Source organism: Kitasatospora sp. NPDC096147, from assembly GCF_044763225.1.
Classification (GTDB): domain Bacteria; phylum Actinomycetota; class Actinomycetes; order Streptomycetales; family Streptomycetaceae; genus Kitasatospora.
On record NZ_JBIWFX010000002.1, the window covers coordinates 868,517 to 894,293 of the forward strand.

Annotated in this window: 29 protein-coding genes; 19 read left to right on the top strand and 10 right to left on the bottom strand. The window is 73.8% G+C overall.

The features are described from left to right. The first annotated feature begins 26 nt into the window (after nucleotides 1–26). From proC to ACIRBX_RS09480, 9 genes are all read left to right on the top strand, one after another. Entirely contained in the window at nucleotides 27–851 is an 825-nt protein-coding gene (gene proC, locus ACIRBX_RS09440) for a pyrroline-5-carboxylate reductase (protein ID WP_402294943.1), read from the top strand. An 11-nt stretch (nucleotides 852–862) separates the two neighbouring features. Beyond that, the gene (locus tag ACIRBX_RS09445; protein WP_402294945.1) at nucleotides 863–1,516 is read left to right on the top strand and encodes an HAD family hydrolase; all 654 of its coding nucleotides are present in this window, start codon (nucleotides 863–865) and stop codon (nucleotides 1,514–1,516) included. A gap of 102 nt (nucleotides 1,517–1,618) precedes the next feature. Continuing rightward, the gene (locus tag ACIRBX_RS09450) at nucleotides 1,619–2,863 is read left to right on the top strand and encodes an MFS transporter (protein WP_402294947.1); all 1,245 of its coding nucleotides are present in this window, start codon (nucleotides 1,619–1,621) and stop codon (nucleotides 2,861–2,863) included. 10 nt (nucleotides 2,864–2,873) lie between these two features. Then, on the top strand, nucleotides 2,874–4,073 hold the full coding sequence (locus ACIRBX_RS09455; protein WP_402294948.1) for an acetoin utilization protein AcuC: 1,200 nt from the start codon (nucleotides 2,874–2,876) through the stop codon (nucleotides 4,071–4,073). Next, the gene (locus ACIRBX_RS09460) at nucleotides 4,070–4,996 is read left to right on the top strand and encodes a phosphatase (protein ID WP_402294950.1); all 927 of its coding nucleotides are present in this window, start codon (nucleotides 4,070–4,072) and stop codon (nucleotides 4,994–4,996) included. Before ACIRBX_RS09455 ends, ACIRBX_RS09460 begins: the two co-directional genes overlap by 4 nt. A gap of 127 nt (nucleotides 4,997–5,123) precedes the next feature. Beyond that, a complete protein-coding gene (locus ACIRBX_RS09465) occupies nucleotides 5,124–5,333 on the top strand; it encodes a helix-turn-helix domain-containing protein (protein ID WP_057231645.1) in 210 nt (69 codons plus the stop codon). Between the two features lie 153 nt (nucleotides 5,334–5,486). Beyond that, nucleotides 5,487–5,585, top strand: a complete 99-nt coding sequence (locus tag ACIRBX_RS09470; RefSeq protein ID WP_003948845.1) for a 30S ribosomal protein bS22 — start codon at nucleotides 5,487–5,489, stop codon at nucleotides 5,583–5,585. A gap of 136 nt (nucleotides 5,586–5,721) precedes the next feature. After that, nucleotides 5,722–6,753: an NAD-dependent epimerase/dehydratase family protein gene (locus tag ACIRBX_RS09475; protein WP_402294952.1), complete on the top strand. Its 1,032-nt coding sequence runs from the start codon at nucleotides 5,722–5,724 to the stop codon at nucleotides 6,751–6,753. 6 nt (nucleotides 6,754–6,759) lie between these two features. Then, nucleotides 6,760–7,770 (top strand): lysophospholipid acyltransferase family protein, encoded by a 1,011-nt coding sequence (locus tag ACIRBX_RS09480; RefSeq protein ID WP_402294954.1) that lies wholly within the window; start codon nucleotides 6,760–6,762, stop codon nucleotides 7,768–7,770. 71 nt (nucleotides 7,771–7,841) lie between these two features. Here ACIRBX_RS09480 and ACIRBX_RS09485 read toward each other — a convergent pair whose 3' ends face one another. The 3 genes from ACIRBX_RS09485 to ACIRBX_RS09495 all read right to left on the bottom strand — a co-directional run bounded on the left by ACIRBX_RS09485 (nucleotide 7,842) and on the right by ACIRBX_RS09495 (nucleotide 11,581). Next, entirely contained in the window at nucleotides 7,842–9,161 is a 1,320-nt protein-coding gene (locus ACIRBX_RS09485) for a DUF5667 domain-containing protein (protein ID WP_402294955.1), read from the bottom strand. 268 nt (nucleotides 9,162–9,429) lie between these two features. Continuing rightward, nucleotides 9,430–10,251 carry an ECF subfamily RNA polymerase sigma factor, BldN family gene (locus ACIRBX_RS09490; RefSeq protein WP_402294957.1) on the bottom strand — a complete coding sequence of 274 codons (822 nt, stop codon included), beginning with the start codon at nucleotides 10,249–10,251 and terminating at the stop codon, nucleotides 9,430–9,432. A 424-nt stretch (nucleotides 10,252–10,675) separates the two neighbouring features. Next, nucleotides 10,676–11,581, bottom strand: a complete 906-nt coding sequence (locus ACIRBX_RS09495; RefSeq protein WP_402294959.1) for an HAD family hydrolase — start codon at nucleotides 11,579–11,581, stop codon at nucleotides 10,676–10,678. A gap of 108 nt (nucleotides 11,582–11,689) precedes the next feature. Between ACIRBX_RS09495 and ACIRBX_RS09500 the strand changes: the two genes are divergently transcribed. From ACIRBX_RS09500 to hemB, 7 genes are all read left to right on the top strand, one after another. Further along, nucleotides 11,690–11,977 (top strand): glutaredoxin family protein, encoded by a 288-nt coding sequence (locus tag ACIRBX_RS09500; RefSeq protein ID WP_402294960.1) that lies wholly within the window; start codon nucleotides 11,690–11,692, stop codon nucleotides 11,975–11,977. Between the two features lie 159 nt (nucleotides 11,978–12,136). Next, nucleotides 12,137–12,898: an exonuclease domain-containing protein gene (locus tag ACIRBX_RS09505; RefSeq protein ID WP_402294962.1), complete on the top strand. Its 762-nt coding sequence runs from the start codon at nucleotides 12,137–12,139 to the stop codon at nucleotides 12,896–12,898. A 212-nt stretch (nucleotides 12,899–13,110) separates the two neighbouring features. Next, complete coding sequence (locus tag ACIRBX_RS09510) at nucleotides 13,111–13,977, top strand: redox-sensing transcriptional repressor Rex (RefSeq protein WP_402294964.1); 867 nt, start codon at nucleotides 13,111–13,113, stop codon at nucleotides 13,975–13,977. 34 nt (nucleotides 13,978–14,011) lie between these two features. Further along, a complete protein-coding gene (locus ACIRBX_RS09515; protein WP_402294965.1) occupies nucleotides 14,012–15,385 on the top strand; it encodes a glutamyl-tRNA reductase in 1,374 nt (457 codons plus the stop codon). Between the two features lie 41 nt (nucleotides 15,386–15,426). Further along, nucleotides 15,427–16,413: a hydroxymethylbilane synthase gene (gene hemC / locus ACIRBX_RS09520; RefSeq protein WP_402294966.1), complete on the top strand. Its 987-nt coding sequence runs from the start codon at nucleotides 15,427–15,429 to the stop codon at nucleotides 16,411–16,413. Further along, nucleotides 16,410–18,050, top strand: coding sequence for a uroporphyrinogen-III synthase (locus tag ACIRBX_RS09525; RefSeq protein WP_402294968.1), 1,641 nt, complete (start codon nucleotides 16,410–16,412; stop codon nucleotides 18,048–18,050). Before hemC ends, ACIRBX_RS09525 begins: the two co-directional genes overlap by 4 nt. A gap of 249 nt (nucleotides 18,051–18,299) precedes the next feature. Continuing rightward, nucleotides 18,300–19,280, top strand: a complete 981-nt coding sequence (hemB, locus tag ACIRBX_RS09530) for a porphobilinogen synthase (protein ID WP_402294970.1) — start codon at nucleotides 18,300–18,302, stop codon at nucleotides 19,278–19,280. A gap of 64 nt (nucleotides 19,281–19,344) precedes the next feature. On the opposite strand, the gene ACIRBX_RS09535 is transcribed toward hemB, so the two are convergent. The 3 genes from ACIRBX_RS09535 to ACIRBX_RS09545 form a co-directional block, all read right to left on the bottom strand. Next, entirely contained in the window at nucleotides 19,345–19,602 is a 258-nt protein-coding gene (locus ACIRBX_RS09535; RefSeq protein WP_402294972.1) for a hypothetical protein, read from the bottom strand. 200 nt (nucleotides 19,603–19,802) lie between these two features. After that, nucleotides 19,803–20,147: a rodlet layer protein gene (locus ACIRBX_RS09540; RefSeq protein ID WP_345289275.1), complete on the bottom strand. Its 345-nt coding sequence runs from the start codon at nucleotides 20,145–20,147 to the stop codon at nucleotides 19,803–19,805. Between the two features lie 89 nt (nucleotides 20,148–20,236). Then, entirely contained in the window at nucleotides 20,237–20,581 is a 345-nt protein-coding gene (locus ACIRBX_RS09545) for a rodlet layer protein (protein ID WP_402294974.1), read from the bottom strand. A gap of 286 nt (nucleotides 20,582–20,867) precedes the next feature. Between ACIRBX_RS09545 and ACIRBX_RS09550 the strand changes: the two genes are divergently transcribed. Next, nucleotides 20,868–21,554, top strand: a complete 687-nt coding sequence (locus ACIRBX_RS09550) for a hypothetical protein (protein WP_402294976.1) — start codon at nucleotides 20,868–20,870, stop codon at nucleotides 21,552–21,554. A gap of 82 nt (nucleotides 21,555–21,636) precedes the next feature. Here ACIRBX_RS09550 and ACIRBX_RS09555 read toward each other — a convergent pair whose 3' ends face one another. From ACIRBX_RS09555 to ACIRBX_RS09570, 4 genes are all read right to left on the bottom strand, one after another. Continuing rightward, on the bottom strand, nucleotides 21,637–21,999 hold the full coding sequence (locus tag ACIRBX_RS09555; RefSeq protein WP_402294978.1) for a hypothetical protein: 363 nt from the start codon (nucleotides 21,997–21,999) through the stop codon (nucleotides 21,637–21,639). A 153-nt stretch (nucleotides 22,000–22,152) separates the two neighbouring features. Further along, nucleotides 22,153–22,422 carry a chaplin gene (locus ACIRBX_RS09560; RefSeq protein WP_402294980.1) on the bottom strand — a complete coding sequence of 90 codons (270 nt, stop codon included), beginning with the start codon at nucleotides 22,420–22,422 and terminating at the stop codon, nucleotides 22,153–22,155. An 89-nt stretch (nucleotides 22,423–22,511) separates the two neighbouring features. After that, nucleotides 22,512–22,754, bottom strand: coding sequence for a chaplin (locus ACIRBX_RS09565; RefSeq protein ID WP_402294981.1), 243 nt, complete (start codon nucleotides 22,752–22,754; stop codon nucleotides 22,512–22,514). 250 nt (nucleotides 22,755–23,004) lie between these two features. Continuing rightward, a complete protein-coding gene (locus ACIRBX_RS09570) occupies nucleotides 23,005–23,271 on the bottom strand; it encodes a chaplin (protein WP_402294983.1) in 267 nt (88 codons plus the stop codon). Between the two features lie 263 nt (nucleotides 23,272–23,534). Between ACIRBX_RS09570 and ACIRBX_RS09575 the strand changes: the two genes are divergently transcribed. Further along, nucleotides 23,535–23,774: a chaplin gene (locus ACIRBX_RS09575; RefSeq protein WP_402294984.1), complete on the top strand. Its 240-nt coding sequence runs from the start codon at nucleotides 23,535–23,537 to the stop codon at nucleotides 23,772–23,774. A 335-nt stretch (nucleotides 23,775–24,109) separates the two neighbouring features. Continuing rightward, the gene (locus ACIRBX_RS09580) at nucleotides 24,110–25,738 is read left to right on the top strand and encodes an RICIN domain-containing protein (RefSeq protein ID WP_402294985.1); all 1,629 of its coding nucleotides are present in this window, start codon (nucleotides 24,110–24,112) and stop codon (nucleotides 25,736–25,738) included. The last annotated feature ends 39 nt before the right edge of the window (nucleotides 25,739–25,777 follow it).

Below are 25,777 nucleotides of genomic sequence, written 5' to 3' on the forward strand. Positions count from 1 at the left end.
GCGGCACACGTACGTAAGGAGCGGCCATGAGCAGCAGCGCGTCCGGTCAGAAGATCGCCTTCCTCGGCACCGGCAAGATCGGGGAGGCCCTGCTCTCCGGCCTGCTGCGGGCCGGCACCGACCCGGCCGACGTGCTGGTGACCGCCCGCCGTCCGGAGCGGGCCGCCGAGCTCACCGCCCGCTACGGCGTCACCGTGGTCTCCAACGCCGAGGCCGCCAAGCTCGCCGACACCCTGATCCTGGCGGTCAAGCCGCAGGACATGGGCACCCTGCTGGAGGAGCTCTCGCCGCACGTCGCGCCGGACCGGCTGGTCATCTCGGCGGCGGCCGGCGTGCCGACCCGCTGGTTCGAGGCCCGGCTGGCCCCGGGCACCCCGGTGGTCCGGGTGATGCCCAACACCCCCGTGCTGGTGGACGAGGGGATGAGCGTGATCTCCGGCGGCTCGCACGCCGAGGAGCGGCACCTGGAGCGGGCCGAGGAGATCTTCCGCTCGGTCGGCAAGGCGCTGCGCCTGCCCGAGGGCCAGCAGGACGCGGCCACCGCGCTCTCCGGCTCCGGCCCGGCCTACTTCTACTTCCTGGTCGAGGCGATGACCGACGCGGGCATCCTGCTCGGCCTGCCGCGGCACGTGGCGCACGACCTGATCGTGCAGTCCGCGATCGGCGCCTCGGTCATGCTCCGCGACTCGGGCGAACACCCCGTCAAGCTCCGCGAGGCGGTCACCTCCCCGGCCGGCACCACCATCGCGGCCATCCGCGAGCTGGAGAACCACGGTGTCCGGGCCGCCCTGCTCGGCGCCCTGGAGGCCGCCCGCAACCGCTCCCAGGAGCTGGCCTCCGGCGGCAAGTAGGCTCGGCCCCCGTGAACTACGACTTGGTGGTCTTCGACAACGACGGCGTGCTGGTGGACAGCGAGCCGATCTCCAACCGGGTGCTGGCCGAGTACCTGACCGAGCTCGGCCACCCCACCACCGTCGAGGACTCCTACCGGGACTTCATGGGCTGCGCCGCGCACACCGTGCACGACGTGATCGCCGAGCGGTACGGGGCCCGGCTGCCCGAGGGCTTCGACGGGCTGTTCCACGCCCGGGTGTTCGAGGCCTTCGAGCGCGAGCTCACCCCCGTCCGGGGCGCCGACGCCCTGCTGAAGACCCTTCAGCAGCACGGCGTGCCCTACTGCCTGGCCTCCTCGGCCCACCACGCCTGGATCCGCACCGCGCTGGACCTCACCGGGCTGCGCGGCCACCACGCCGAGCAGCGGATCTTCAGCGCCCAGGACGTCGGCGTCGGCAAGCCCGCCCCGGACCTCTTCCTGCACGCCGCCCGCACCCTGGGCACCGATCCGGCCCGCTGCCTGGTGATCGAGGACAGCCGCAACGGCGTGCTGGCCGCCCGGGCCGCCGGGATGGACGTGTACGGCTACGCGGCCCTGACCGACCCGGCCAAGCTCACCGGCGCGGGCGCCACCGGCCTGATCACCGACCTCGCCGAGGTGCCCGCGCTGCTCGGTCTCTGAACGATTCCGCTGCGCGACCCCTCCCGCAAACACGTTCCACCGCCTACGCTCACGCCTCAACATCCACGTACCGGCCGGTAGCCGGAGGCAGCGAGGACGGCGATGGCGGAGCAGGGCGTGGATGGACGGGGCCCGGAGGGACGGGTGGACGGGCCGGTGGACCGGCGGCTGCGGCGGGCCAGGGCGGCGGTGGCGGGGAGCTTCCTGCTCCAGGGCACCACCTTCGCCCTGCTGGTCACCTGCATACCGGAGATCCAGACCCGGTACGGGCTGAGCGACGCCCTGCTGCCGGTCTTCCTGGCGGCGGTGCCGGTGCTGGCCGGGGTGGGCTCGGTGGCCTCCGAGGCGGTGGTCGGCCGGAGCAGTGCCCGGGCGGTGCTCCGGGTGGTGCAGCCGGCCGTCTGCGTCAGCCTGGCGGCCGTCGGGCTGGGCTCCGAGCTGTGGCAACTGGCCATCGCGCTCGGCCTGTTCGGTCTGCTGGTCGGCGCGCTGGACGCCAGTATGAACATGCTCGGGGTCGGGCTCCAGCGACGCTACGGCCGGAGCATCATGATCGGCTTCCACGCCGCGTTCAGCCTCGGCGGCATCCTCGGCGCGGTGATCGCCGGTCTCGGCGCGCACGACGAGACCCCGCTCTCCGTGCTCTTCGGCGCCGCCGCCGTGGTGCTCGTGCCGCTCGCCCTGCTGACCGGCACCCGCTTCCCGGGCCGGGCCGAACTCGGCGACGCCGTACGGGAGGCAGCCGCTGCCGCCGCCTCCCGGATCCCCTGGCGCCCGCTGCTGCCGCTCTGCGTGGTGATGGCCTTCGCCTACATCGCGGACGCCTCGGTCTCCAACTACAGCGTCAAGTACCTGACCGACGTGCTCGGCAGCCCGGCCGACCTGGCCAAGCTCAGCTACCTCGGCTACATGGTGGCGATGCTGCTCGGCCGGGTGCTGGGCGACCGCGCGGTCGAGCGCTGGGGCGAGGTCGCGGTGGTCCGGGCCGGGGCGGTGCTCGCCGCGCTGGGCTTCGGGCTGGCCGCCGCCGCGCCGGGGCAGTGGGCCGGGGTGGCCGCCTTCACGGTGCTCGGCTTCGGCATCTGCGCGATCATCCCGCAGGTCTTCGCGGCCGGCGGCCGGCTCCTCCCGGAGCACGCGGACGCCGCCGTGGCGAGGCTCAACCTGTTCAACTACGTGGGATTCCTCGTCGGTTCGCCGCTGGTCGGGGCGCTCGCCGGGGCCGGTTCGTTCCGCCTCGCGCTGCTCGCGCCGCTGGTCCTGGTGCTGGCGGTGGCCCCGATGAGCCGCTCCTTCGCCCCCCGCGCCAGCAAGCCGGTGGCCCCGGAGACCGCGCCCGCCCGATAACGTAAGGCCCATGAACGCACGGCCCGGGCCCGAGGACAGCTGCGGCCTCCACCTGTACTGGGACGAGGGCGTCACCGCCTACGACTTCGGCCCCGGCCACCCGATGGACCCCACCCGGCTGGCCCTCACCATGCGGCTGGTCGAGGCCCTCGGGCTGGACGCCGCACCGGGGGTGACGGTCCGTTCGGCGCCGCCGGCCGGGGAGTCCACCCTGCGGCTGGTGCACAGCGCCGACTACCTGGACGCGGTGCGCCGGATCGCCGCCGAGCCCGGTCGCAGCGACCCGGCGCACGGCCTGGGCACCGACGACAACTGGGCCTTCGCGGCCCAGCACACCGCCTCCGCGCTGATCGCCGGCCAGTCGGTGGCCGGGGCGGAGAGCGTCTGGCGCGGCCCCGCCCGGCACGCCGTCAACTTCGCCGGCGGGCTGCACCACGCGATGCCCGACCGGGCGGCCGGCTTCTGCGTCTACAACGACCCCGCGCTCGCGGTGGCCCGGCTGCTGGAGCTCGGCGCCGAGCGGGTCGCCTACGTGGACGTGGACGTGCACCACGGCGACGGCGTGCAGCAGGTGTTCTGGGACGACCCCCGGGTGCTGACCGTCTCGCTGCACGAGAGCCCGGCCACCCTCTTCCCGCAGACCGGCTGGGCCACCGAGACCGGCGGCCCGGCCGCCGCCGGCACCGCCGCCAACCTCCCGCTGCCGGCCGGCACCGGGGACGCGGGGTGGCTGCGCGCCTTCCACGCCTTCGTGCCCGAGCTGCTGGCCGCCTTCCGTCCGCAGGTGATCGTCAGTCAGCACGGCGCCGACACCCACCTGGAGGACCCGCTGGCCCACCTCGCGGTCAGCCTGGACGCCCAGCGGCTGGTGGCCGGGGCCCTGCACGACCTGGCCCACCGGTACGCGGACGGCCGCTGGCTGGCCCTCGGCGGCGGCGGGTACGCGGTGGTCGACGTGGTCCCGGCCGCCTGGACCCACCTGGTCGCCACCGCCGCCGGCCACCCGCTGGACCCCGCCACCGAGGTCCCGGCCGCCTGGCGCGAGCAGGCCCGGAAGCTCACCGGCCACCCCGGCCCGGCCCGCCTCACCGACGGTGCCCGCACCGACTGGCGCGACTTCGACGACGGCTACGACCCGGGCGACCGCCTCGACCAGGCGATCCTGGCCGCCCGCCGCGCCGTCTTCCCGCACCACGGACTGCTCCCGTGACCGCCGCCGACGGCCTGACGGCCGGTCAGCCGGACGACGGCGCGGAGCAGCCGGGCGTCCGGGCCGCCCCCGGCCCCGTCCCCGGCACCGCCCCCGGCACCGGCCGGGCCGACGACCGCGAGGCGCTGATCGCGCACCTGCTGCGGCACCGGCTGGCCGGGCCCGAGATCCCGACGAGCCGTCAGAACAACCTCCGGCACTACCGCCTGTTCGCCCAGGCCGACCCCAAGGCGCTGATGGGCCTGGACCCGGAGCGGCGCCGGGACGAGGCGGCGGTGCTCGCCCTGATGGTGGAGAAGGCCGGGGTCCGCCCCGAGCCGGACTACACCGAGGGCCCGGACTTCATCGACCCGGCCAGGACGGTGGCCGCGCTTGACCGGCTGGCTGCCCTGCTGGCGGCCACCGCCCGCCGCCGGGGCACCGTGCTGGCGGGCACCGGCCATCCGACCAAGCTGACGGCCTTCCACACCTCGCTGGCCCGCGCACTGGAGCGGGCCGGCTGCACCCTGCGCACGCCCGCGCTGGGCGAACGCTTCCGCGAGCCCACCCCGGCCGGTCCGCGCCACTGCCGGCTGGACGCCCTCGGCCCGGTGCTGGTGGTCCGCCCGGCCGGTGACCCGGGGGACGGGCCGGACCTGCTGCACACCCACTCCCCGCTGCCCGTCCGCCTCGCGCTGGCCGCACTGGCCGAGGCCGGCGAGCCGATGCCTGGCCTGGTGCTGGGCGACCACGGCTGGCTCTGCGGGGCCGGGCGGCTGGGCATCCCGGCCGGCGGGATCGCCGACTGCAACGACGTCGCGCCGTTCGCCGCCGAGGCGGAGGGCACCGTCGCGGTGGCCGTCCCGGTGGACGACGGAGCGCAGCCGGACTGCTACAGAGCGCTGAGTGACTACGTACTGCAACGGGCGGACCTCGCACCGTAGACGGAGTCCGTTCCTCCCTCTTCCCACTGGTACCACCCTTAACTACTCTGGGGATACACGTGTGTCGGTGGAGTCACCGGAGGGGAAGCCGGTGCCTTGCACACGGGACAAGGGTCGGGTGAGGTCCATGAGTTCCGGTGAACGTCCTTTGCAGGAGGTCGTCTTCCTGACGGTGGCCGAGGTCGCTTCGGTCATGCGGGTCTCGAAGATGACGGTGTACCGCCTCGTGCACAGCGGAGAGCTGCCCGCGATCCGGGTCGGCCGCTCCTTCCGGGTCCCGGAGCAGGCCGTCCACGAGTACCTGAGGGAGTCCTACGTGCGGCTCGAAAGCGCCTGATCACCGCCTGGGCACCCCCGGATCACCGCCCGTTTCCCACCCCGGTGGGACCGGATTACGGCTTATCCGGCGCGGACGGTAGGCTAGGCCCTCCGTCAGTCGTATGGACTCCGTCTCTCACGGACGGGAGTCTCAGTGAGCGAGGGTAGTTCCGTGGGCTCTGTCATCAAGAAGCGTCGCAAGCGTATGGCCAAGAAGAAGCACCGCAAGCTTCTGAAGCGCACTCGCGTGCAGCGTCGCAACAAGAAGTAACACCCCACGGTCGCGCCCTGGCGCGCCTGGGTGTGAAGAACGCCCGTCCCGGCTCCGGCCGGGGCGGGCGTTCGTCGTTTTCCGGTACGGTGCGGCAGAGAGGGGCGGCGACGGGCGTTCGAGAGGGGCGGCAGACGTGGGGAAGACCGTGCTGGTCACCGGCGTGGCCCGGCACCTCGGGGCGAGGTTCGCGGCCCGGCTGGCCGCCCGGCCCGGGATCGACCGGGTGGTCGGGCTGGACAGCGGAGAGCCCTGGGGCGGGATGGCCGCCGACGGGGTGGAGTACGTCCGGGCGGAGCTGCGCCGGCCGGCGGTGGCCCGGGTGCTGGCCGAGTACGCGGTGGACACCGTGGTGCACCTGGACGTCAGCGCGGGCACCGGCAGCCGCGCGGCGGCCAAGGAGAACAACGTCATCGGGACGATGCAGCTGCTCGGCGCCTGCCAGAAGGCCCCGGGGCTGCACCGACTGGTCGTCAAGTCCACCACCGCCGTCTACGGCTCGGCCCCGCGCGATCCGGCGGTGTTCGGCGAGCGGACGCTGCCCAGGGCGCTGCCCCGGGACGGCTTCGGCAAGGACGCCACCGAGGTCGAGGGCTACGTCCGGGGCTTCGCCCGGCGCCGCGCCGACGTGGCGGTCACCGTGCTGCGGTTCGCCAACATCGTCGGCCCGGCCGGGGACACCCCGCTGAGCGACTACTTCGCGCTGCCGGTGCTGCCCACCGTGCTCGGCCGGGACCCCCGGCTGCAGTTCGTCCACGAGGACGACGCGGTGGACATCCTGCACCGGGCCGCCACCGAGCAGGCCCGGCCGGGCACCTACAACGTGGCCGGCGAGGGCGTCATGCTGCTCTCCCAGTGCGCCCGCCGGCTCGGCCGGCCGACCGTGCCGCTGCTCGGGCCCGCGCTCGGCCTGGCCGCCGGGGTCGCCCGCCGGACCGGGCTGGCCGACATCTCGCCGGAGCAGGTCCGGCTGCTCAGCCACGGCCGGGTGGTGAGCACCGGTCAGCTCCGCGAGACCTTCGGCTGGGAGCCCGGCCGCTCCACCCCGGAGGCCTTCGCCGACTTCGCCGCCGCGCAGACCGCCGGGCTGCTGCCGCCCGGCCGGCTGGCCGCGGCCACCGACCGCCTGGCGGACCTGCTGACCCGTCAGAACCCGACCAGGAGCTGAGGCGCGATGACCAGTGCGAACGAGCCCGTGCCGGACGGCGCCAAGGTGATCCCGATCGAGTCCGCGCCCAGCTGGCAGCCGGAGCCGCCGGCCCCCGCGCTGGCCGACCGGATCGCCGACGCGGTCGGCGGCGCGCTGGCCGGGCCGCTCGGCACGGCCGCCACCCGGGCGTTCGGCAAGGGCTGGGAGCAGCGGGCCGCCGACGGGCTGGGCTTCCTGCGCCGCCGGGTCACCGGGGACTACGAGGTGGACGAGTTCGGCTTCGACCGGGAGCTCACCGAGGAGGTGCTGCTCTCGATGCTCCGCCCGCTGGCCGAGAAGTACTTCCGGATCGAGGTCCGGGGGATCGAGAACATCCCGGCCGAGGGCGGGGCGCTGATCGTCGCCAACCACTCGGGCACCGTCCCGCTGGACGCGCTGATGACCCAGATCGTCATCCACGACCACCACCCGCAGCGCCGGCACCTGCGGATGCTGGCCGCCGACCTGGTCTTCGTGCTGCCGGTGGTCGGCGAGCTGGCCCGCAAGGCCGGGCACACCCTGGCCTGCGCGGAGGACGCCCAGGCGCTGCTGGAGCGCGGCGAGGTGGTCGGGGTCTGGCCGGAGGGCTTCAAGGGGATCGGCAAGCCGTTCAGCGAGCGGTACAAGCTGCAGCGCTTCGGCCGGGGCGGCTTCGTGGCCTCCGCACTGCGGGCCGGGGTGCCGATCGTGCCCTGCTCGATCGTCGGGGCCGAGGAGACCTACCCGATGATCGGCAACGCCCGGACGCTGGCCCGCGCGCTCGGCCTGCCGTACCTGCCGATCACCCCGACCTTCCCCTGGCTCGGGCCGCTGGGCGCGGTGCCGCTGCCGACCAAGTGGACCATCCAGTTCGGCGAGCCGATCGCCACCGACGGGCATCCGCCGGAGGCGGCGGAGGACCCGATGCTGGTCTTCGACCTGACCGACCAGGTGCGGGAGACCATCCAGCACACCCTGTACAAGCTGCTGGTGCAGCGCCGGTCGGTGTTCTTCTAGGACGCCCGTCCTGCCGGACGCGGGAGGGGCGTGGGGCCACGGGCCCCACGCCCCTCCGTGCTGACGGTGGATCAGCCGAGCGAGATCTCCGGGAGCAGACCGGGGATCAGGGCCGGGATCCGCAGCTCCTGCTGGGGCTGCTGGTCGGCCGGTGCCCCGCCGCCTGCGGGTGAGGCGGCGGCCGAGGGCTGCTGGCGGTCCGCCGGGGCCGCCGACGGGGTGCCGGCGCTGCTGCCCCCGGTGAGGCCGGTGCCACCCCCGGTGAGCGGGGCGGGCAGCAGCTTGTCCAGCAGGTTGGGCGAGGGCTTGGCCTGCTGGCCGTCCGGAGCGGTGGTGCCCTGGCCGGTGCCGGTGCCCGGGGCGGTGCTGCCGCCGGTGCCGGTCAGGTTCGGGACCTTGGGCAGGACGCCCGTGCCGCTGCCGCCGGTCTTGGACTGCTGGCCGTCCGGAGCTGCCGACTGGCCGCCCGTCGTGCCGGTGGCGGCGCCACTGCCGGCCGTGCCGGTGCCGGGAGACTGCTGCTGGCCCTTCACCTCGCCCTTCGCCGTACCGGCCGCCGGGACCAGTCGGAGCGGGGCCACGTCCTCGGCGACCTCGTCGAAGAGGTGGTTCACCCTGCTGGCCTGGGTGGTCAGTTGGGCGGGCAGCTGACCCTGGACGGCGGCCCACCGGCCGTCCTCGACGGAGGCGAAGTCGGCCAGCCGGCGCATCGGGTCGAGCGAGCCGTTGCTCCGGTAGACCGAGCGGAGCAGCTCCCGGCCGCGCAGGGCCTCGGCGTGCATGTCGTCCAGTGCGCGGCGGACCTGCTCCACGGTGTGCGGGCTGAGCGCGGCGCCGTCGTCGGACCGGTCGAGCAGGCCGCGGGCCTCCTCCAGCCGGGTGGACGCCTGGTCCAGCAGCAGGGCGCCGACCTCGGAGTCGGAGCCGGCCCAGCTGAGCCGGAGATCCTCCAGACCGCGCTTCATCCCGTAGAGCGTGTCGCCCGGAAGGGCGTTGGAGCTGGCGGCGGCGGCGCCCGCGAAGCTGCCGACCGCGACGGCGCCGACCAGGCCGCCGATCGCCAGCCGCCGGCCCCAGCGCCGCCGGGCCCCGGCCCGGATCGCCCGGTGGCGCCGCTGCTGCGGCACCCGGGCCGTCGGCGGGGCCACCCACTCGCGCTCGAACGCGGCCATCAGCTGGGCGCGTTGGAGTGATCTGGCCTCACCGCCCAGCTCGGGGCCCGGCAGGGCGCCGAGCGCCCCGGCCATGTCCAGCAGCTCCGCCATCGCGGTGGAGCCGGTGGGCCTGCCGCCGTCCGATCTCAAGTCCCCCTGGTGGGGCTCCGCGTGGTGGGCCTCCAGCGCCTCGGCGAAGGCCCTCGCCCGCCGGTGCTCCAGCATGTTTGCCGTCACGGGCCACACCTCCCTTCGTCGTTGTCGACTCCCCGGCCTGCCGGACGGTTGCCACGGCGGGCCAAAACCACTCCATCGGGTGAGTGCGGCCGATCCTGCTTGACCGACGGCCCGGCGGGGGCTTGCACGCTGGCCAACGAGCGGTGCCGGGGGTCGGTTACGCACGACCCCTCGTCGGCGTTAAGCAGAGCATGTGACCGCACCGTCACCCGACCGGGTGGGCGGCGCCGATGATCTGACGATCCGTCAGGATCTCCGGCGCTCTCCGTCACCGTGCGTCGGGCGGCAGCAGCCGCGCCAGCGTGCGCACCGCGCGGTACTGCAGGGTCTTGATGGCGCCCTCGTTCTTGCCCATGATGCGGGCCGTCTCGGCCACCGAGAGCCCTTGCAGGAAGCGGAGCGTGACGCACTCCTGCTGCTGCGGGTTGAGCCGCCGCACGGCGTCCAGCAGGGCCGCGTTGGAGAGCGACTCCAGCACCGACTCCTCGGGGCTGCGCTCGCACTCGTTGGAGTCCAGCATCTCGCCGGTGGTGACCTCCAGCCGGAACCGGCTGGACTTGAAGTGGTCCGCCACCAGGTTCCGCGCGATGGTCACCAGCCAGGCGCCGAAGTCCCGGCCCTGCCAGGTGAAGGTGCCGATCCGGCGCAGCGCGCGCAGGAAGGTCTCGCTGGTCAGGTCCTCGGCGGTGGCCCGCCCGCCGACCCGGTAGTAGATGTACCGGTAGACGGTGTCGGCGTAGTGGTCGTACAGCCGGCCGAACGCCTCGCTCTCGCCGTTCTGGGCCCGCTCCACCAACTCCATGATCGGGTTGTGCTCGGACTCCAGGCCGGGGGCCGGCGCGGTTCTGGTCCGGCTGCGGCTGCCGCTGCCGGTCATCCCCCGGCTGCGGGTGGCGGAGGTGCCGGTGGTGGTGGAGCGCAGCGCGAGGCCCGGCCCGGCCGCCAACGGGGCGCCCGCCAGGGCGGGTTGCGGCAGGTACAGCTCGAACTCGCGGATCGCGGAACGCAGTCGTGCCAGGTGGGCGGCGCGCAGGGTGAGGGGCGACGTGCGGGAGGAGGCAGGCGCGTCGTTCCGGACGGGTGGGTACACGGGACTCCCAGAGGCAGAACTGTGGACGGGTCACCTCCGCCTGCGCGGAGAGCACGCGCCCTGATCCCCCGTCACGGGTGACGTGTGGGTGGCGTGCATCCAGGAGAGAATAACGCTTTGTGCAATGACAGCTACACCCTGTGGCCGAAGTGGTCGTTTGAGATCCGTTTGGCGTGCATATGCGGCTGGAATCGACCGGAGCTGTCGCGGGGCGGCTGGCTCAAAGTGACCGGGCGTGCGCGCCCGGTGACAGATTCCGGAGCGGACCGGCTGGTTTCCCGGGTTCGGGGCCCGGCAACCCCAGACTTTCCCGAGTCGCCGAACGATCGCTTCCGGTCACCGCCGAGCGGAATCGGAACGCTCCCGGCGGGGGCCGGAGTTCGCTCGGACGTGTGAGTCCCGGGCGCGTCACCCTGACGGGTGGTCAGGCGGTGTGCTGACGCCGCCGGATGGCCACCGTGGCCGCCGCCGCCCCGGCCAGCACGCCCACTCCGGCGGCGGCCGGCAGGCCCACCCGGGCCGCCTTGCGACCGGTCCGGAAGTCCCGCACCCGCCAGCCGTTCGCCCGGGCGTGGCGGCGCAGTTCGGCGTCCGGGTTCACCACGTACGGGTGGCCGACCAGGCCGAGCATCGGGATGTCGTTGGCCGAGTCGCTGAAGGCGGCGCAGCGGTCCAGGTCGAGCCGCTCGCTGCGGGCCAGGGCGCGGACGGCGGCGGCCTTGGCCTCGCCGTGCAGCAGGCCGCCGACCAGCCGGCCGGTGTAGACGCCGTCCACCGCCTCGGCGACCGTGCCGAGCGCGCCGGTCATGCCGAGCCGGCGGGCGATGATCCGGGCCACCTCCTGCGGGGCGGCGGTGACCAGCCAGACCCGCTGGCCGGCGTCCAGGTGCAGCTGCACCAGGGCCTGGGTGCCGGGCCAGATCTTCCGGGCGATGACGTCCTCGAAGATCTCCTCGCAGATCGCCTCCAGCTCGCTGGTCCGCTTGCCGGCCACCAGGCCGAGCGCGCGGTCCTTGGCGTCGGCCATGTGCGCCGGGTCCTCGGCGCCGTGCACCCGGAACCACGCCTGCTGCCAGGCGAACCGGGCCATGTCCCGCCGGGTGAAGAACTTCCGCCGGTAGAGCCCGATGCCGAGGTAGAAGATGGCCGCGCCGCGCAGGATGGTGTTGTCGCAGTCGAAGAAGGCGGCGGCCCTCGGGTCGCCCGGGGTGGGCTGGTGGTCCCCTTCGGGGGCCTCGGTGCGCGCCGCGTCGGCGGCGGCCTCGCCGGCCAGCACCGACTGCTCGTCCGGCGCCTGTCGTACTCGCGTGAGCCTTCTCAGGGCGACCATGGCACCGAGCATAGCCAGCCGCCGGGACTCTCCCCGTGACCTCCGCGTTCAGGGAGGGTGAACGGAGCCCCACCAGCCGTCGGCGCCGGGGGCCCGGCGGCGGGCAGAATGGGGCGGGTGAGCCCACTGCTGCGACGCGACACCTCCAAGAAGCCGGCCGAGCGGACCGTGACCCTGATCGGGAAGCCCGGCTGCCACCTCTGCGACGACGCCCGGGAGGTGATCGTCCGGGTCACGGGTGAGCTGGGCAGCACCTTCGAGGAGCGCGACATCACCCAGGACGAGGAGCTGTACCGCACGTACTGGGAGCAGATCCCGGTGACCCTGATCGACGGGAAGCAGCACGACTTCTGGCGGGTCGACGAACGCCGCCTGCGGGCCGCCCTGGGCGGCTGACCGGGCCGGCGGCGCGGGTCGGTACCCCCTCCGATCGGCGGGGGTGCTTCTCCGAATCGTTGTCTCGCACTCCGGGAACGGGCTTAGGAAAAGCGAATTGGTCGGCTTACGATCCACTACGTTTCTGTCCGCCGGGGGCTGGATGACGAGGAGCCGTTCATGCTTCCCGGTCGACAACCGCCGCCCCGGCGCGGCGGGTTCGCCGTGGTCGACGTCGAGGCCACCGGGCGCAGTCCGTGGCGGCACCGGATGGTCGAGGTCGGCGTGGTGCTGCTGGACGGCCGACTCCGGCCGGAGGGCGAGTTCGCCACCCTGATAGACCCGGCCGGTCCGGTCGGGCCGACCCACGTGCACCACATCCACCAGGACGACGTGGTGGGCGCCCCGCGCTTCCGCGAACTGGCGCCGCTGCTGCTGGAGCTGCTCGGCGGCCGGGTGCTGGTCGGACACCACGTCAGCTGCGACCGGGCCTTCCTGGAGCGGGAGTTCGCCCGGATCGGGGTGCCGCTGCCCGCCGTGCCCGCGCTCTGCACCCTCCGGCTGGCCCGGGCCCGGCTGCCCGGGGCCGGCGGCTACGGGCTGACCGCCTGCGTCCGGACGGCCGGTCTCGGCGAGTACGCCGCGCACACCGCGCTCGGCGACGCCCGGGCCACCGCCGACCTGTTCCGCCACCTCGCCGGGCCGGCCGCCCGGGCCGAGTGGCAGGCGCCGCTGCGCGAGGCCGCCGGCCTGCCCTGGCCCCGGCTGGGGAGCGCGCCGTCCCGGCGCGGCTGTGGCCCGCTGCCGCTGGTCCGCCGCGAGGCGCTGCCCGGACCCCGGCCACTCGGCGCGCCGGTCCCGACGGTGCGGACCGGCCCGGCGCCGGTCGGGCCGCCGGTCGGGCCGCCCGTGCTGCCGGCCGCCCGGGGCGCGCGGTGGTGACGGCCGCCCGGGGCGCGGTGCTGGCGGTCGGCCCCCATCCGGCGCCAGGTCGGGTACGGTGCCGTCCGGCGGAGTCCACGGGCAGCCTCCCGAGCCGCCGCGGTTGCGTGATGCGCGTCACTGTGGGCGGACAAATCGGACACCATCTTTGTGCACACGTTCACAAACGCATAGCCTGGCTGCCAAAGCCCAGCTTCACCCACAGGAGCACCGTGGCAATCGGCCGATCCACTCAGAGCACCTCGCAGACGCCCGAACCGGGCGCCGCGCGCCGACCCTCGCGTGCCCGGGGCATCCCGGAGGCGACCGTCGCCCGTCTCCCCCTCTACCTGCGGGCCCTGACCGCGCTCTCCGAGCGCTCGGTCCCCACCGTCTCATCCGAGGAGCTGGCCACCGCAGCCGGGGTCAACTCCGCGAAGCTCCGCAAGGACTTCTCCTACCTCGGCTCCTACGGCACCCGGGGCGTCGGCTACGACGTCGAGTACCTCGTGTACCAGATCTCCCGCGAGCTCGGCCTGACCCAGGACTGGCCCGTGGTCATCGTCGGCATCGGGAACCTCGGCCACGCGCTCGCCAACTACGGCGGCTTCGCCTCCCGCGGCTTCCGGGTCGCCGCCCTGCTGGACGCCGACCCGACCGTGGTCGGCTCCACCGCGGCCGGCCTGCCGGTCCGTCACATGGACGAACTGGAGTCCATCGTGGAGAGCCAGCACGTCTCGATCGGCGTGATCACCACCCCGCCCGGCGCCGCCCAGCAGGTCTGCGACCGGCTGGTGGAGGCCGGCGTCACCAGCATCCTGAACTTCGCCCCGACCGTGCTCACCGTCCCGGACGGCGTGGACGTGCGGAAGGTGGACCTCTCCATAGAGCTCCAGATCCTCGCCTTCCACGAGCAGCGCAAGGCGGGCGAGGAGCCCGGCCAGGGCGACTCGGTGCTCGACCGCGCCCCCGGCCCGGTCCGGGCCGCCGCGGCCAAGCTGCGCCGGGCGGCCGGCGGCACCCCCAAGGCCGAGCCGGCCAAGGGCAAGCCCGCCGCCAAGGCCGGCGAGGGCGACCTCTCTGCGGTGATGCCCGCATGAGCCTCCACCGGATCCGCGTCACCGAGGGGCGGGCATGAGTCTTCTCGTCGTCGGGCTGAGCCACCGCAGCGCGCCCGTCACCATGCTGGAGCGCGCCGCGCTCACCGGCGAGGTGCCGGCCCGGCTGCTGCACGACGCCGCCGCCGCGCCCGCCGTGGCCGAGGCCGCGCTGGTGAACACCTGCAACCGGATCGAGCTCTACGCCGACGTGGACAAGTTCCACGCGGGCGTGGCCGAGCTCTCCCTGCTGCTCGCCCACCACAGCGGCGTCGACCTCGAAGAGCTCACCTCGCACCTCTACGTGCACTACGAGGACCGCGCGGTGCACCACATCTTCTCAGTCGCCTGCGGACTGGACTCGATGGTGGTCGGCGAGGGCCAGATCCTTGGCCAGCTGCGCGACGCGCTGGCCCGGGCCCAGGAGGAGCACACCGCCGGGCGCGGGCTGAACGAGCTGTTCCAGCAGGCCCTGCGGGTCGGCAAGCGGGCGCACAGCGAGACCGGCATCGACAAGGCCGGGCAGTCCCTGGTCACCTTCGGCCTGGAGCAGGTGGCGGCCGGGGCCGGCGAGATCGCCGGCAAGCGCGCCCTGGTGGTCGGCGCGGGCTCGATGAGCTCGCTGGCCGCCGCCACCCTGGTCCGGGCCGGGGTCTCCGACCTGCTGATCGCCAACCGCACCCCCGAGCGGGCCGAGCGGCTGGCTGCCAACCTCGGGGCCCGCACCGTGGACTTCGCCAAGGTCCGCGAGGCGCTGGCCGACGTCGACCTGGTGATCTCCTGCACCGGCGCGGCCGGCGTGGTGATCACCGCCGAGGACGTGGCCGCCGCCACCGCCCTGCGCACCGCGGACGCCCCGCTGGCCTTCCTCGACCTGGCCATGCCGCGCGACGTGGACCACGGCGTGCACGGTCTGCCCGGCGCGCTGCTGGTCGACCTGGAGAGCCTCTCCCGGGCGCACGCCGCCACCCCCGGCGCCGGGGACGTGGACGCGGTGGTCGGCATCGTCTCCGACGAGGTCGACTCCTTCGCCGCCGCCCAGCGTGCGGCCCGGATCGCCCCCACCGTGGTGGCGCTCCGTCAGATGGCCTCCGAGGTGGTGCTGAGCGAGCTCGGCCGCCTCAACTCCCGGATGCCCGACCTGGACGAGCGCACCCGCGCCGAGGTCTCGCAGACCGTCAAGCGGGTGGTCGACAAGCTGCTGCACGCCCCCACCGTGCGGGTGAAGCAGCTGGCCGCCGAGCCCGGCGGCGCCGGGTACGCGGACGCGCTCCGCGAGCTCTTCGACCTCGATCCGGCGGCCATCCAGGCGGTGGCCGGCACTCCGGCCGGCGCCCGCCCCAGGCCGCCGGCCCAGGCCGGACCGCCGACCCCGGCCGACGCCGGACACGCGGGGGGCAGCCCCCGATGAACCACCAGACAGCCCACGAGCAGCACCGGGACGATCACCTCATGAACGGTCAACTGACCGGCGGCGGACAGCCGCTGCGCCTCGGCACCCGCCGCAGCGCCCTCGCCATGGCCCAGTCGGGCATGGTCGCCCGCGAGGTCGAGCGGGTCACCGGCCGACCGGTCGAGCTGGTCGAGATCACCACCTACGGGGACACCTCCCGGGAGGCGCTGGCCCAGATCGGCGGCACCGGGGTCTTCGTCTCCGCGCTGCGCGACGCGCTGCTGGAGGGCCGGATCGACCTGGCCGTGCACTCGCTCAAGGACCTGCCCACCGCCGCCCCCGAGGGCCTGCTGCTGGCCGCCGTCCCCGAGCGCGAGGACAGCCGGGACGCCCTGGTGGCCCGCGATGGCCTGAGCCTGACCGAGCTGGTGGAGAAGCTGGCCGGCGCCGGGCACACCGCCCGGATCGGCACCGGCTCCCCGCGCCGGATGGCCCAGCTGAACGCCTGGGCCCGCGAACTCGGCACCGCCATACAGACGGTGGCGATCCGGGGGAACGTGGACACCCGGATCGGCTACGTCACCACCGGCGAGCTGGACGCGGTGGTGCTGGCCACCGCCGGGCTCAACCGGCTCGGCCGCCCGGCCGTGATCACCGAACACCTGGCCCCGGAGCTGATGCTCCCGGCCCCCGGCCAGGGCGCCCTGGCCATCGAGTGCGTCAGCCCCGAACTCGCCGCCGTGCTGCGGGAGCTGGACCACACCCCGACCCGAGCCGCCGTCGCCGCCGAGCGGGCCCTGCTGGCCCGCCTGGAGGCCGGCTGCTCCGCCCCGGTGGCCGCCCTGGCCACCTGGCAGGGCACCGAACTGCGGCTGGAGGGCGTGGTCGGCACCGTCGACGGCGCCACCCTGCTGAAGATGACCGCCAACGGTCCGCTGGCCCAGGACGAGACCGCCGAGCGGCAGGCGGTGGCCCTCGGCCACGCGCTCGCCGAGCGGCTGCTCGAAGCGGGAGCGGCCAACCTGATGGGGGAGCGAGCCCGATGAGCGCCGCCGCCAACCTCGCCCACAACCCGGCCGCCCCGGCGGGCCGTTGCACCTTCCTGGGAGCGGGGCCGGGAGACCCGGGCCTGCTGACCCTGCGCGCGGTGGACGTGCTCTCCTCCGCCGACGTGCTGATCGCCGATCCGCTCACCGCCGCCGCCGTGCGCACCCACTGCCCGGTCGGCGTGGTGGTGCACAGCACCGTCGGCGAGGACTGTCCGGACGTGGCCGCCGTGGTCGCCGAGGCGGTCCGCAACGGCAAGCACGTGGTCCGCACCGTGGACGGTGACCCGGGCCTGGACGGCTGCGCCGCCGAGGAGATGCTCGGCTGCGCCAACGCCGAGATCCCGTTCGAGGTGATCCCGGGCGTCGCCCAGTCGGTCGGCGTCCCCGCCTACGCGGGCGTCCCGCTGCGCGGCAGCCAGGGCGCCGACGTGCGCTTCGTCGACGCGGCCGGCCTGCTGGCCGGTGGGAACATCGACCTCGGGGTGCCCGAGACCACCCTGGTGGTCCGCACCACGCTCGGCCAACTCCCGGCCACTGCACAGGCGTTGGTCGCCAACGGCCGCAAGCCCGAGGCCCCGCTGTCGGCCACCCTGTCCGGCACCACCACCCGCCAGCGCACCTTCACCGCCACCCTGGCCACCATCGCGGCCGACCTGAAGGCGGCCCGGGTGCTGCCCTCCCCGGTCTCGGCCCCGGTGGACCCGGCCACCTCGGTGATAGCCGTGGTCGGCGAGCAGGTGGCGCACCGCTCCTCGCACTCGTGGTTCGAGACCAAGCCGCTGTTCGGCTGGAACGTGCTCGTCCCGCGCACCAAGGAGCAGGCCCACGGCCTCTCCGACCAGCTCCGCTCCTACGGCGCGGTCCCGCAGGAGGTGCCGACCATCGCGGTCGAGCCGCCGCGCACCCCGCAGCAGATGGAGCGCGCCATCAAGGGCCTGGTGACGGGCCGTTACGAGTGGATCGCCTTCACCTCGGTGAACGCGGTGCGCGCCGTCCGGGAGAAGTTCGAGGAGTACGGCCTCGACGCCCGGGCCTTCGCCGGCATCAAGGTCGCGGCGGTCGGCGAGACCACCGCCCAGGCGCTGGTGGACTTCGGCGTCAAGCCTGACCTGGTACCGAGCGGCGAGCAGTCCGCCGCCGGCCTGCTGGAGGACTGGCCGCCGTACGACCCGGTCTTCGACCCGATCGACCGGGTGCTGCTGCCGCGCGCCGACATCGCCACCGAGACCCTGGTGGCCGGCCTGGTCGAACTCGGCTGGGAGGTCGACGACGTGACGGCCTACCGGACCGTCCGGGCCTCCCCGCCGCCGGCCGAGACCCGTGAGGCGATCAAGGGCGGCGGCTTCGACGCGGTGCTCTTCACCTCCTCCTCGACCGTGCGGAACCTGGTCGGTATCGCCGGCAAGCCGCACAACGTCACGGTGATCGCCTGCATCGGGCCGGCCACCGCGAAGACCGCCGAGGAGCACGGCCTGCGGGTCGACGTGATGGCCCCGGCCCCGTCGGCCGCCGCGCTGGCCTCCGCCCTGGCAGACTTCGGGGCGAACCGCCGCGACGCCGCCGTGGCGGCCGGCGAGCCGGTCTACCGTCCCAGCGAGCGCCGCCCCGGCTCCCGCCGCAAGGCAGCCCGCTAGCCCTCACGCGCCCTCGGGGGCCGAAGGCCCCGGGGGCGCGGGGAACCGCGCGGGACGGAAGGGCAGCGCCTGCCACCGGCTGACGGTGGTTCGGTCGCCGGTGGGCCGCCTTCCGCCGCGCGCGGTTCGCCGCGCCTCCGGGCGGTGCGACTCCGCTGATCGGCGGTCGGCTGCGCGCCCGCGCGGCGGAGCCGCCCGTCAGCAGGGCCCCGCGTCCCCGGTACGGCCGACTACCAAGGAGTGCTTCCCGTGTCCGCTGAGTTCCCGTACGTCCGCCCGCGCCGCCTGCGGCAGAGCCCCGCGATGCGGCGGCTGGTCGCCGAGACCAGGCTGCACCCGGCCGAGCTGATCCTGCCCGCGTTCGTCCGGGAGGGGATCACCGAGCCGCGGCCGATCGGTTCGATGCCCGGGGTGGTGCAGCACACCCGGGAGACCCTGAAGCGGGCCGCCGCCGAGGCGGTCGAGGCCGGCGTCGGCGGGATCATGCTGTTCGGCGTGCCGCTGGTGCAGGACGCCACCGGCAGCGAGGGCACCAATCCGGACGGCATCCTCCAGCAGGCGATCCGGGACGTGGTGGCCGAGGTCGGCGACGACCTGGTGGTGATGTCGGACCTGTGCCTGGACGAGTTCACCGACCACGGGCACTGCGGGGTGCTGGACGCGGACGGCGGCGTGGACAACGACGCCACCCTCAAGCGCTACGAGGAGATGGCCCTGGTGCAGGCCGAGGCCGGGGTCCACCTGGTCGGCCCGTCCGGGATGATGGACGGTCAGATCGGCGTGATCCGCCGCGCCCTGGACGCCAACGGCTACCAGTCGACCGGCATCCTGGCCTACACCGCCAAGTACGCCTCGGCCTTCTACGGCCCGTTCCGCGAGGCGGTCGGCTCCTCGCTCAAGGGCGACCGGAAGACCTACCAGCAGGACCCGGCGAACGCGCTGGAGTCGCTGCGCGAGCTGGAGCAGGACGTCGCCGAGGGCGCCGACCTGGTGATGGTGAAGCCGGCCATGGCCTACCTCGACGTCCTGCGGCAGATCGCGGACGCCTCGCCGGTGCCGGTGGCCGCGTACCAGGTGTCCGGCGAGTACTCGATGATCGAGGCGGCGGCGGCCAACGGCTGGGTGGACCGGGAGCGGCTGATCCTGGAGACCCTCACCTCGATCCGCCGGGCCGGGGCCGGGCAGATCCTCACCTACTGGGCCACCGAGGCCGCCCGCCTGGTGAAGTAGGACGGACGCACGCCAAGGGCGCGGCACCCGGGGACGGGTGCCGCGCCCTCGTGCTGACGTGGCGTCAGTGGATCTCGGCGTGGCCCTCGCCGCCACCGGCGGCCCAGTCGTCGCCGGCCACGAACCACTGCTCGAAGCAGGCGTCGATGTGGCTGGTCTCGGCGTGACCCCACTGCTCGGCGGCCAGGAACGGCTCGCTGGCAGTGGCGGCGAACTGGCCGCCGCCGTGGGCCTCGACGTGCGCGTAGGCGGGGGCCGAGACGCCGGCCAGGGCCAGGGTGGCGACCGCGGTGAGCGCGGCCTTGCCCAGGATGCTCTTCATGGTTTCCCTCTCTGCGTGACAGCAGTGTGACTACACGTGATCACAGATTCGGGCGGCCACCGCGCAGTACGCGCCAGGACCGCCCACCGGCCACCCGAAGGAAGGCACCCCCGTGCGGTGGCCGAGCTGGTGGGGCAACGGAAAACCGCCGGGCCCGGGGGGAGTCCCCCCGAACCCGGCGGTCGGCCTTACCCGGTGGATCAGCCGATCAGGTGGCTGACGCCACCGTCGCCCGAGCCCTGGGTGGCGGGGCCGACGTTGCAGGTCTGCTTCGGCTCGTTGTTCAGGACGTCCGCCTCGATCGGCACCGCGACACCGATGACGGCGACGGCGATGTTGTGGACCTCCGGCAGGCAGAGGTTCGGGTTGTCGAGGGTGTGGAAGTTCGGGCTGTGGTCGCCGTGGGTGCCGGTCGCGTTGGTGCCACCGTTGCCGGAGACGCCGACGGCCGAACCGTCAGCGTCGCCGATCGCCATGGCGGGGGCGGCGGTCATGGCCAGGCCGGCGGTGGCAACGCCGACAGCGGCGAGGGCCTTCTTGATCATTGTTCTGTTCCTTTTCGGACTTGATGGGTGTGGTGGAGCAGGGTGGTACTTGGTCGGCCCCTGGTGACCGGGGCCGGGCCGGCGAGAGGTCAGCCGACCAGGTGCGAGACGCCGCCGTCGCCGCTGCCCTGGGTGCCGGGGCCGACCACGCAGGTCTGCTTCGGCTGGTTGCTCAGGGCGTCGACCTCGACCGGCACCGCGACGCCCAGAACGCCGACCGCGATGTTGTGCACCTCGGGCAGGCAGATGTTCGGGTTGTCGAGCACGTGGAAGTTCGGGCTGTGGTCGCCCCAGGTCCCCGTGGCGTTGGTGCCGCCGTGGCCGGAGAGGCCAGCCGCCGAGCCGTCCGCGTTGCCGATCGCGGAGGCCGGGACGGAACCGGCGGCCAGGGCGGCGGCGGCCAGGCCGACTGCCGCGAAAGTCTTCTGGAGCATGGTGGAGATACCTCTCTTGATGAATCACCATCGGTTGCCGGCCCGTCCGGGGGGATTGCCTCCGACCGCCGTCCTGGCTGCGACAACGGGATCAAAGAACGAGCGGCGGGAAAGTTACGCGGAATCTCGGTGATTCACCAACGGTTCGTCAAGATCCTTGGTACCCGGTCGGATTATTAGGCCGAACCGGTTAAGGCTCGCTATCCCGCTCCCGGATTGCTCGTTGAACGGATTGATTTCCCGGGCCGAGCCAAAAAGGCCGATGGGCCCTTCATATGACAGAACGGTGAACAGCATGAAGCTCTCCAAGCGCGCGGCCGGCGCACTGCTGCTGGCGGTCGGCTCCGGTGTGCTCACGGGCCAGGCCGCCGCCGTCGCGGCACCCGTCCACACCGAGCCGATGACGGCCGGTCAGGTCGCGGCGATGGAAGACCAGTTGGCCACCGAGGAGGTCCCGTTCACCATCCCGCTGGAGACCGTCAGCGAGCACCTGCCGATCTTCCCCGGCGACGGCCACATCTCCGGGGGCGTGCCCACCTCGCTGCTGATGCCGCCGAAGCCGGACGAGAAGCCGGGCAGCCAGCTCATCCCGGACCACGTGGTGCCCGGTGTGGAGGTCGGCCGGGTCGGGCCCCGCCTGCAGGCCGCCCTGCCGCTGCCCACCGCCGACCGCTCCACCGACCTGGGCAACCTGGGCCTGGACGCCCCGGCCGCCCCGCTGAACGCCCAGGGCCCCGACCTGACCCTCGGTCACCCCTTCGAGTGGACCCAGGGCAACGCGGCCACCCCGGTGGACGACGTGCTGAGCGCCGGCGAGCTGGACCCGCAGCTGATCGCCAACCCGGTGCAGGTCATCCCGGGCGCCAAGGCCACCCTGGGCAACGGCGGCGACAAGCTCTCGATCGCCGACTCGCTCTCCGACCTGACCGGCACCACCGGCGGCACCGTCCGCGAGGTGCTGGCGCAGAGCTGACGCCCCGCCACACGGAGGAGCCCGGCACCCCCGAGGTGCCGGGCTCCTCCGTCGTCCGCGGGGCGTTCCGCGTCCGGGCGGATCAGCCGGGCAGCTGGTCGATCACGCCGCCGACCAGCGGCAGGTCCTTGGTGCCGCCGCCCTGGCTCAGCGGCTGGGTGAGCGGGGAGGTGCCGATCGGCGCGAGGCCGTTGTCGGGCTCCAGCGAGAGCCCGTTGTTCAGCACGTCGGCGGAGGAGCCCGCCCACGGGTCGAGGCGGAGGGTCTTGGCCGGGCTGATGCCGTGGCCGAGGCCGCCGGTGGCGGCCTCCAGGCCGGCGGCGGCGTCGATCGGCTGCAGCCCGCCGACCGGCGGGGTGAGTCCTGCGGCGGCGGCCGGGGAGGACAGCAGGAAGCCGGCGGTCAGCAGGCCGAGCGCGGCGGCGGGGAGGTGGCGGGAGAGCATGCGGGTTCGACTCCAGGGCAGGGCGGGGCGGGGCGTTGCGGACGGGGCTCCACAGGGCGGGGGCCGGTCATCGTCCGGACGGCGCGAAGCCCCCCGATCGGCGGACCGGGGGGCTGCACGCGCTCGGGGTACCGCTGGTCACCTGGAGGGTGATCAGCAGTCCTCCTCGGGCATCGGCGGGGCGTCGACGTTGGCGCAGGAGTTGCCGAACGCCGGGTTCAGCAGGCCCACCACGTTGATGGAGTTGCCACAGACGTTGACCGGGACGTGCACCGGCACCTGGACGGAGTTGCCGGAGCCGACGCCGGGGGAACCGGCGGTGACGCCCTCGGCGGAGGCACCGGCGAAAGCGGTACCGGCGCCCGCGGCGACGATGCCGACGACGGCGCCCGCGACGGCGGCGGCCTTCTTGACGTTCTGCATGGGGTGATCTCCTCGATCAGGGAAGGGTGCCGGGCACCCGGCGCGGTGGTCGGGTGCCCGGCGGTGGTGCTGCGTCAGGTGCGGCTGGGTCAGCCGACGTTGGCGCAGGAGTTGCCGAACGCCGGGTTCAGCAGGGCGATCACGTTCACGGTGTTGCCGCAGACGTTGACCGGGATGTGGATCGGGACCTGGATGTTGTTGCCCGAGAGCACGCCCGGGGAGCCCGCCACGACGGCCTCGGCCTCGGAGCTGGCGAACGCGCCACCGGCGGAGCCGAGCACCAGGCCGGCCGCGGCGACGGAAAGGACAGCAGCCTTCTTGAAGGAACGCATGGGAAAACCTCCGTTAGAGCGGACGGGCGGGAATCCCGTCCGAGAACTGGGGGTACCGTGTGGGGTGTCGCTACAGCGGCCCAAGTCCGTTGCATCGCCCTTGGCTTGGGCGGTTCGGTGCGGCCGCTTCGTTCACGCCGCCCCCGTCATCAGTTCTCGCACGGTCGAGAACCGGACGCAATCGCGGCGCGCCCAGGCGGGTGTCGATTGACCCGCCTGGAAGTCATTCGGGCCTGATGAGCCGTCAGGCTCAGGCGTTCACGCAGGAGTTGCCGAAGGCCGGGTTCAGCAGGCCGACCACGTCGACGGTGTTGCCGCACAGGTTGACCGGGATGTGGATCGGGACCTGGACGTTGTTGCCCGAGAGCACACCCGGCGAGCCGGCCACGACGGACTCGGCCGAGGCACCGCTGGTGTGGCCGTGACCGTGGCCGTGGGCGGCGGCAGCGGCGGCGCCGCTCAGCAGCAGGGCCGCGGTGGCGGCGGTGCCGAGGGTGCCGTAGGCGAGCTTGCGCATGGTGTGGATCCCATTTCTTGCGGTGGTTCGGTGTGGAGCCTGTTTCGCCAGGAAGAACGACGCAGCACGCAGGGGGAAACGGGCGGACCCGAGCGGCGGTCGAGATCACCCGAATGCCGCCGCTGCTGCAAGCGGGTGAATGTCGGAGGGGGTGCGCAACCCGCGTCGTGGCGGCTCGTTGGAGTCGACGCACGCCCGTGCGCTTCCATGCTCGTCCGCTGTTGGTACGGCACCTGGAAGAACTGATCTACGAGGAGACTCACATGAGCGTCAAGAAGGTCGCCACCGTCGGCGCCGCTGTCGTTGGCATCGTTGCGGCCGGTGCGGGTGCCGCGGTGGCGAGCAGCTCCGCCGAGGGCGTCACCGCGGGTTCCCCCGGTGTCATCTCCGGCAACTCCGTCCAGGTCCCGGTTCACGTGCCGGTCAACCTCTGCGGCAACTCGGTCAACGTGATCGGCGCGCTGAACCCGTCGTTCGGCAACTCCTGCGCGAACGTCGGCTGAATTCAGCCGCGTAGCACCTGAGTTGTACCCGAACAGCGCCTGACGCCCCACGCGTCGGTCGCCTCTCGGTCGATTCCGCCGTACCCGAGCCGCCGTCCCCGCCTCCCCTCCTGAGGCGGTGGGCGGCGGCTCCGCGTCGTCACCGCCCCGGGTCAACCACCGGGTGCAGGAGGCTTGTTGCGTTACCCGTCAGTACCTAGCATGTGAGCCAGGCTCACCTTTCCGGGTCGCCATCCCCCACACCGCACCACGCTCCGCTCCGCACGCCGCACCACGCACCAACTCCGCGCCGCTCGGCGCACGCCGAGAGGTCCCCCACCCTCCAGGAGTCACGCGTGTACCGCTCACCACGTCCGCTCGCGCTACCGGCAGCCGCCGGTCTGCTGCTCGCCCTGGTCGCCGGCCTCCCCACCGCCACCGCGACCGCCGCCCCGGGTGCCCCCGCCGCCAAGCCCGCCGCGATCGTCGCCCTCGGCGACAGCGCGATCTCCGGTGAGGGCGCCGGCACCGACACCAACGACGCCTACACCCCCGGCACCGACACCCCCACCAACTACTGCCACCGGCACGGGAAGTCGGAGATCTTCGTCACCGACATCCCCGGCGTCACCCCGGTCAACCTGGCCTGCTCCGGCGCGCAGACCGGTGACCTGGTCAGCGACCCCGAGCTGGCCAAGGTCACCGGCCCCGGCAGCGGCGACTTCGGCGAGGAGAAACAGGACCGCCAACTCGCCCGCGTCGCCGCCCAGTACGACGTGAAGCTGGTGGTCGTCACGATCGGCGCCAACGACGACTTCGACTTCAGCGGCATCATGATGAGCTGCCTGGAGCAGTACTTCCCGATCCCCAAGGACAGGGGTTGCCGGGACACCATCGGCAGCGAGGCGATCACCGCCCGGGCCGAGCGGGTCAAGCCCAAGGTGGTGGCCGCGCTGACCGGTGTGCGCAACACCATGCGGGCCGCCGGGTACCCGGACTCCGCCTACCAGTTGGTCTACCAGTCCTACTTCACCCCGATCACCCCGGACATCCGGCGCAACGACTACGTCGGCAAGGTGGCCGACGGCTGCCCGGCCTTCCCGGAGGACCTGGCCTGGGGGCACAACTGGGTGGTGCCGACGCTGAGCGACGCGCTCCGCCAGGCCGCCGCCCAGGTGCCCGGGGTGCGCTACCTGGACCAGCGCCGGGTCTCCTACGGCCACGAGGTCTGCGCCGGCTGGACCAGCTCGCCGTACGAGTACACCAACGGCGACGTGATCGACCTCTCCGAGCGGGAGCGGAACGGCTGCGACCACGAGATCGGCATCCCGGGCGTCTGCATGAACATGGTGCGGCAGTCCTACCACCTGCGGGTGGCCGGCTACCGGGCCGAGGGCGTCTGCCTCGGCCAGTTCTACCAACGGCCGGAGCTGGCCGAGGCGTTCTGCACCCTCAACCCGCAGAACACCACCTCGATCCAGCCGCTCACCCCGGGGCAGCCGTTCCCGGACCGGCCCGAAGCGGGCTCCTGGTACCAACTCACCAACCTGGCCACCGGCCAGGTGCTGGACATCGCCGGCGGTGGCACCTACGGCGACTCGACCAACGGCCGGGCCGCCATCGGCTACCGGGCGACCGGCGGGCTGAACCAGTCCTTCGTGCTCAACTCCCGTCCGGCGGGCGGCTTCTCGCTGGCCTTCAGCGGCAACGAGGGCATGTGCCTGGACGCCACCGGTGGCTCCACCGCCCCGGGCACCCGGCTGGTCCAGTGGAGCTGCCACGGCGGGGACAACCAGCGCTGGCTGATCCGCCCGGCGGACGGCGGGGGCTACCAACTCGCCTCGCCCGTCGACCAGTCCAAGGTGCTGGCGCTCTCCACCGGCAAGGACGGGCAGGGCAACCGGGTGGTCGAGCTGGCCGCCGCCACCGGCGCCGCCGAGCAGCGCTGGCAGCTGACCAAGCTGGGCATCGCCTACCTGCCCTGAGCCTCTCCGGAGCCCCGGCGGAGCCCGGCCCGTGGGGGG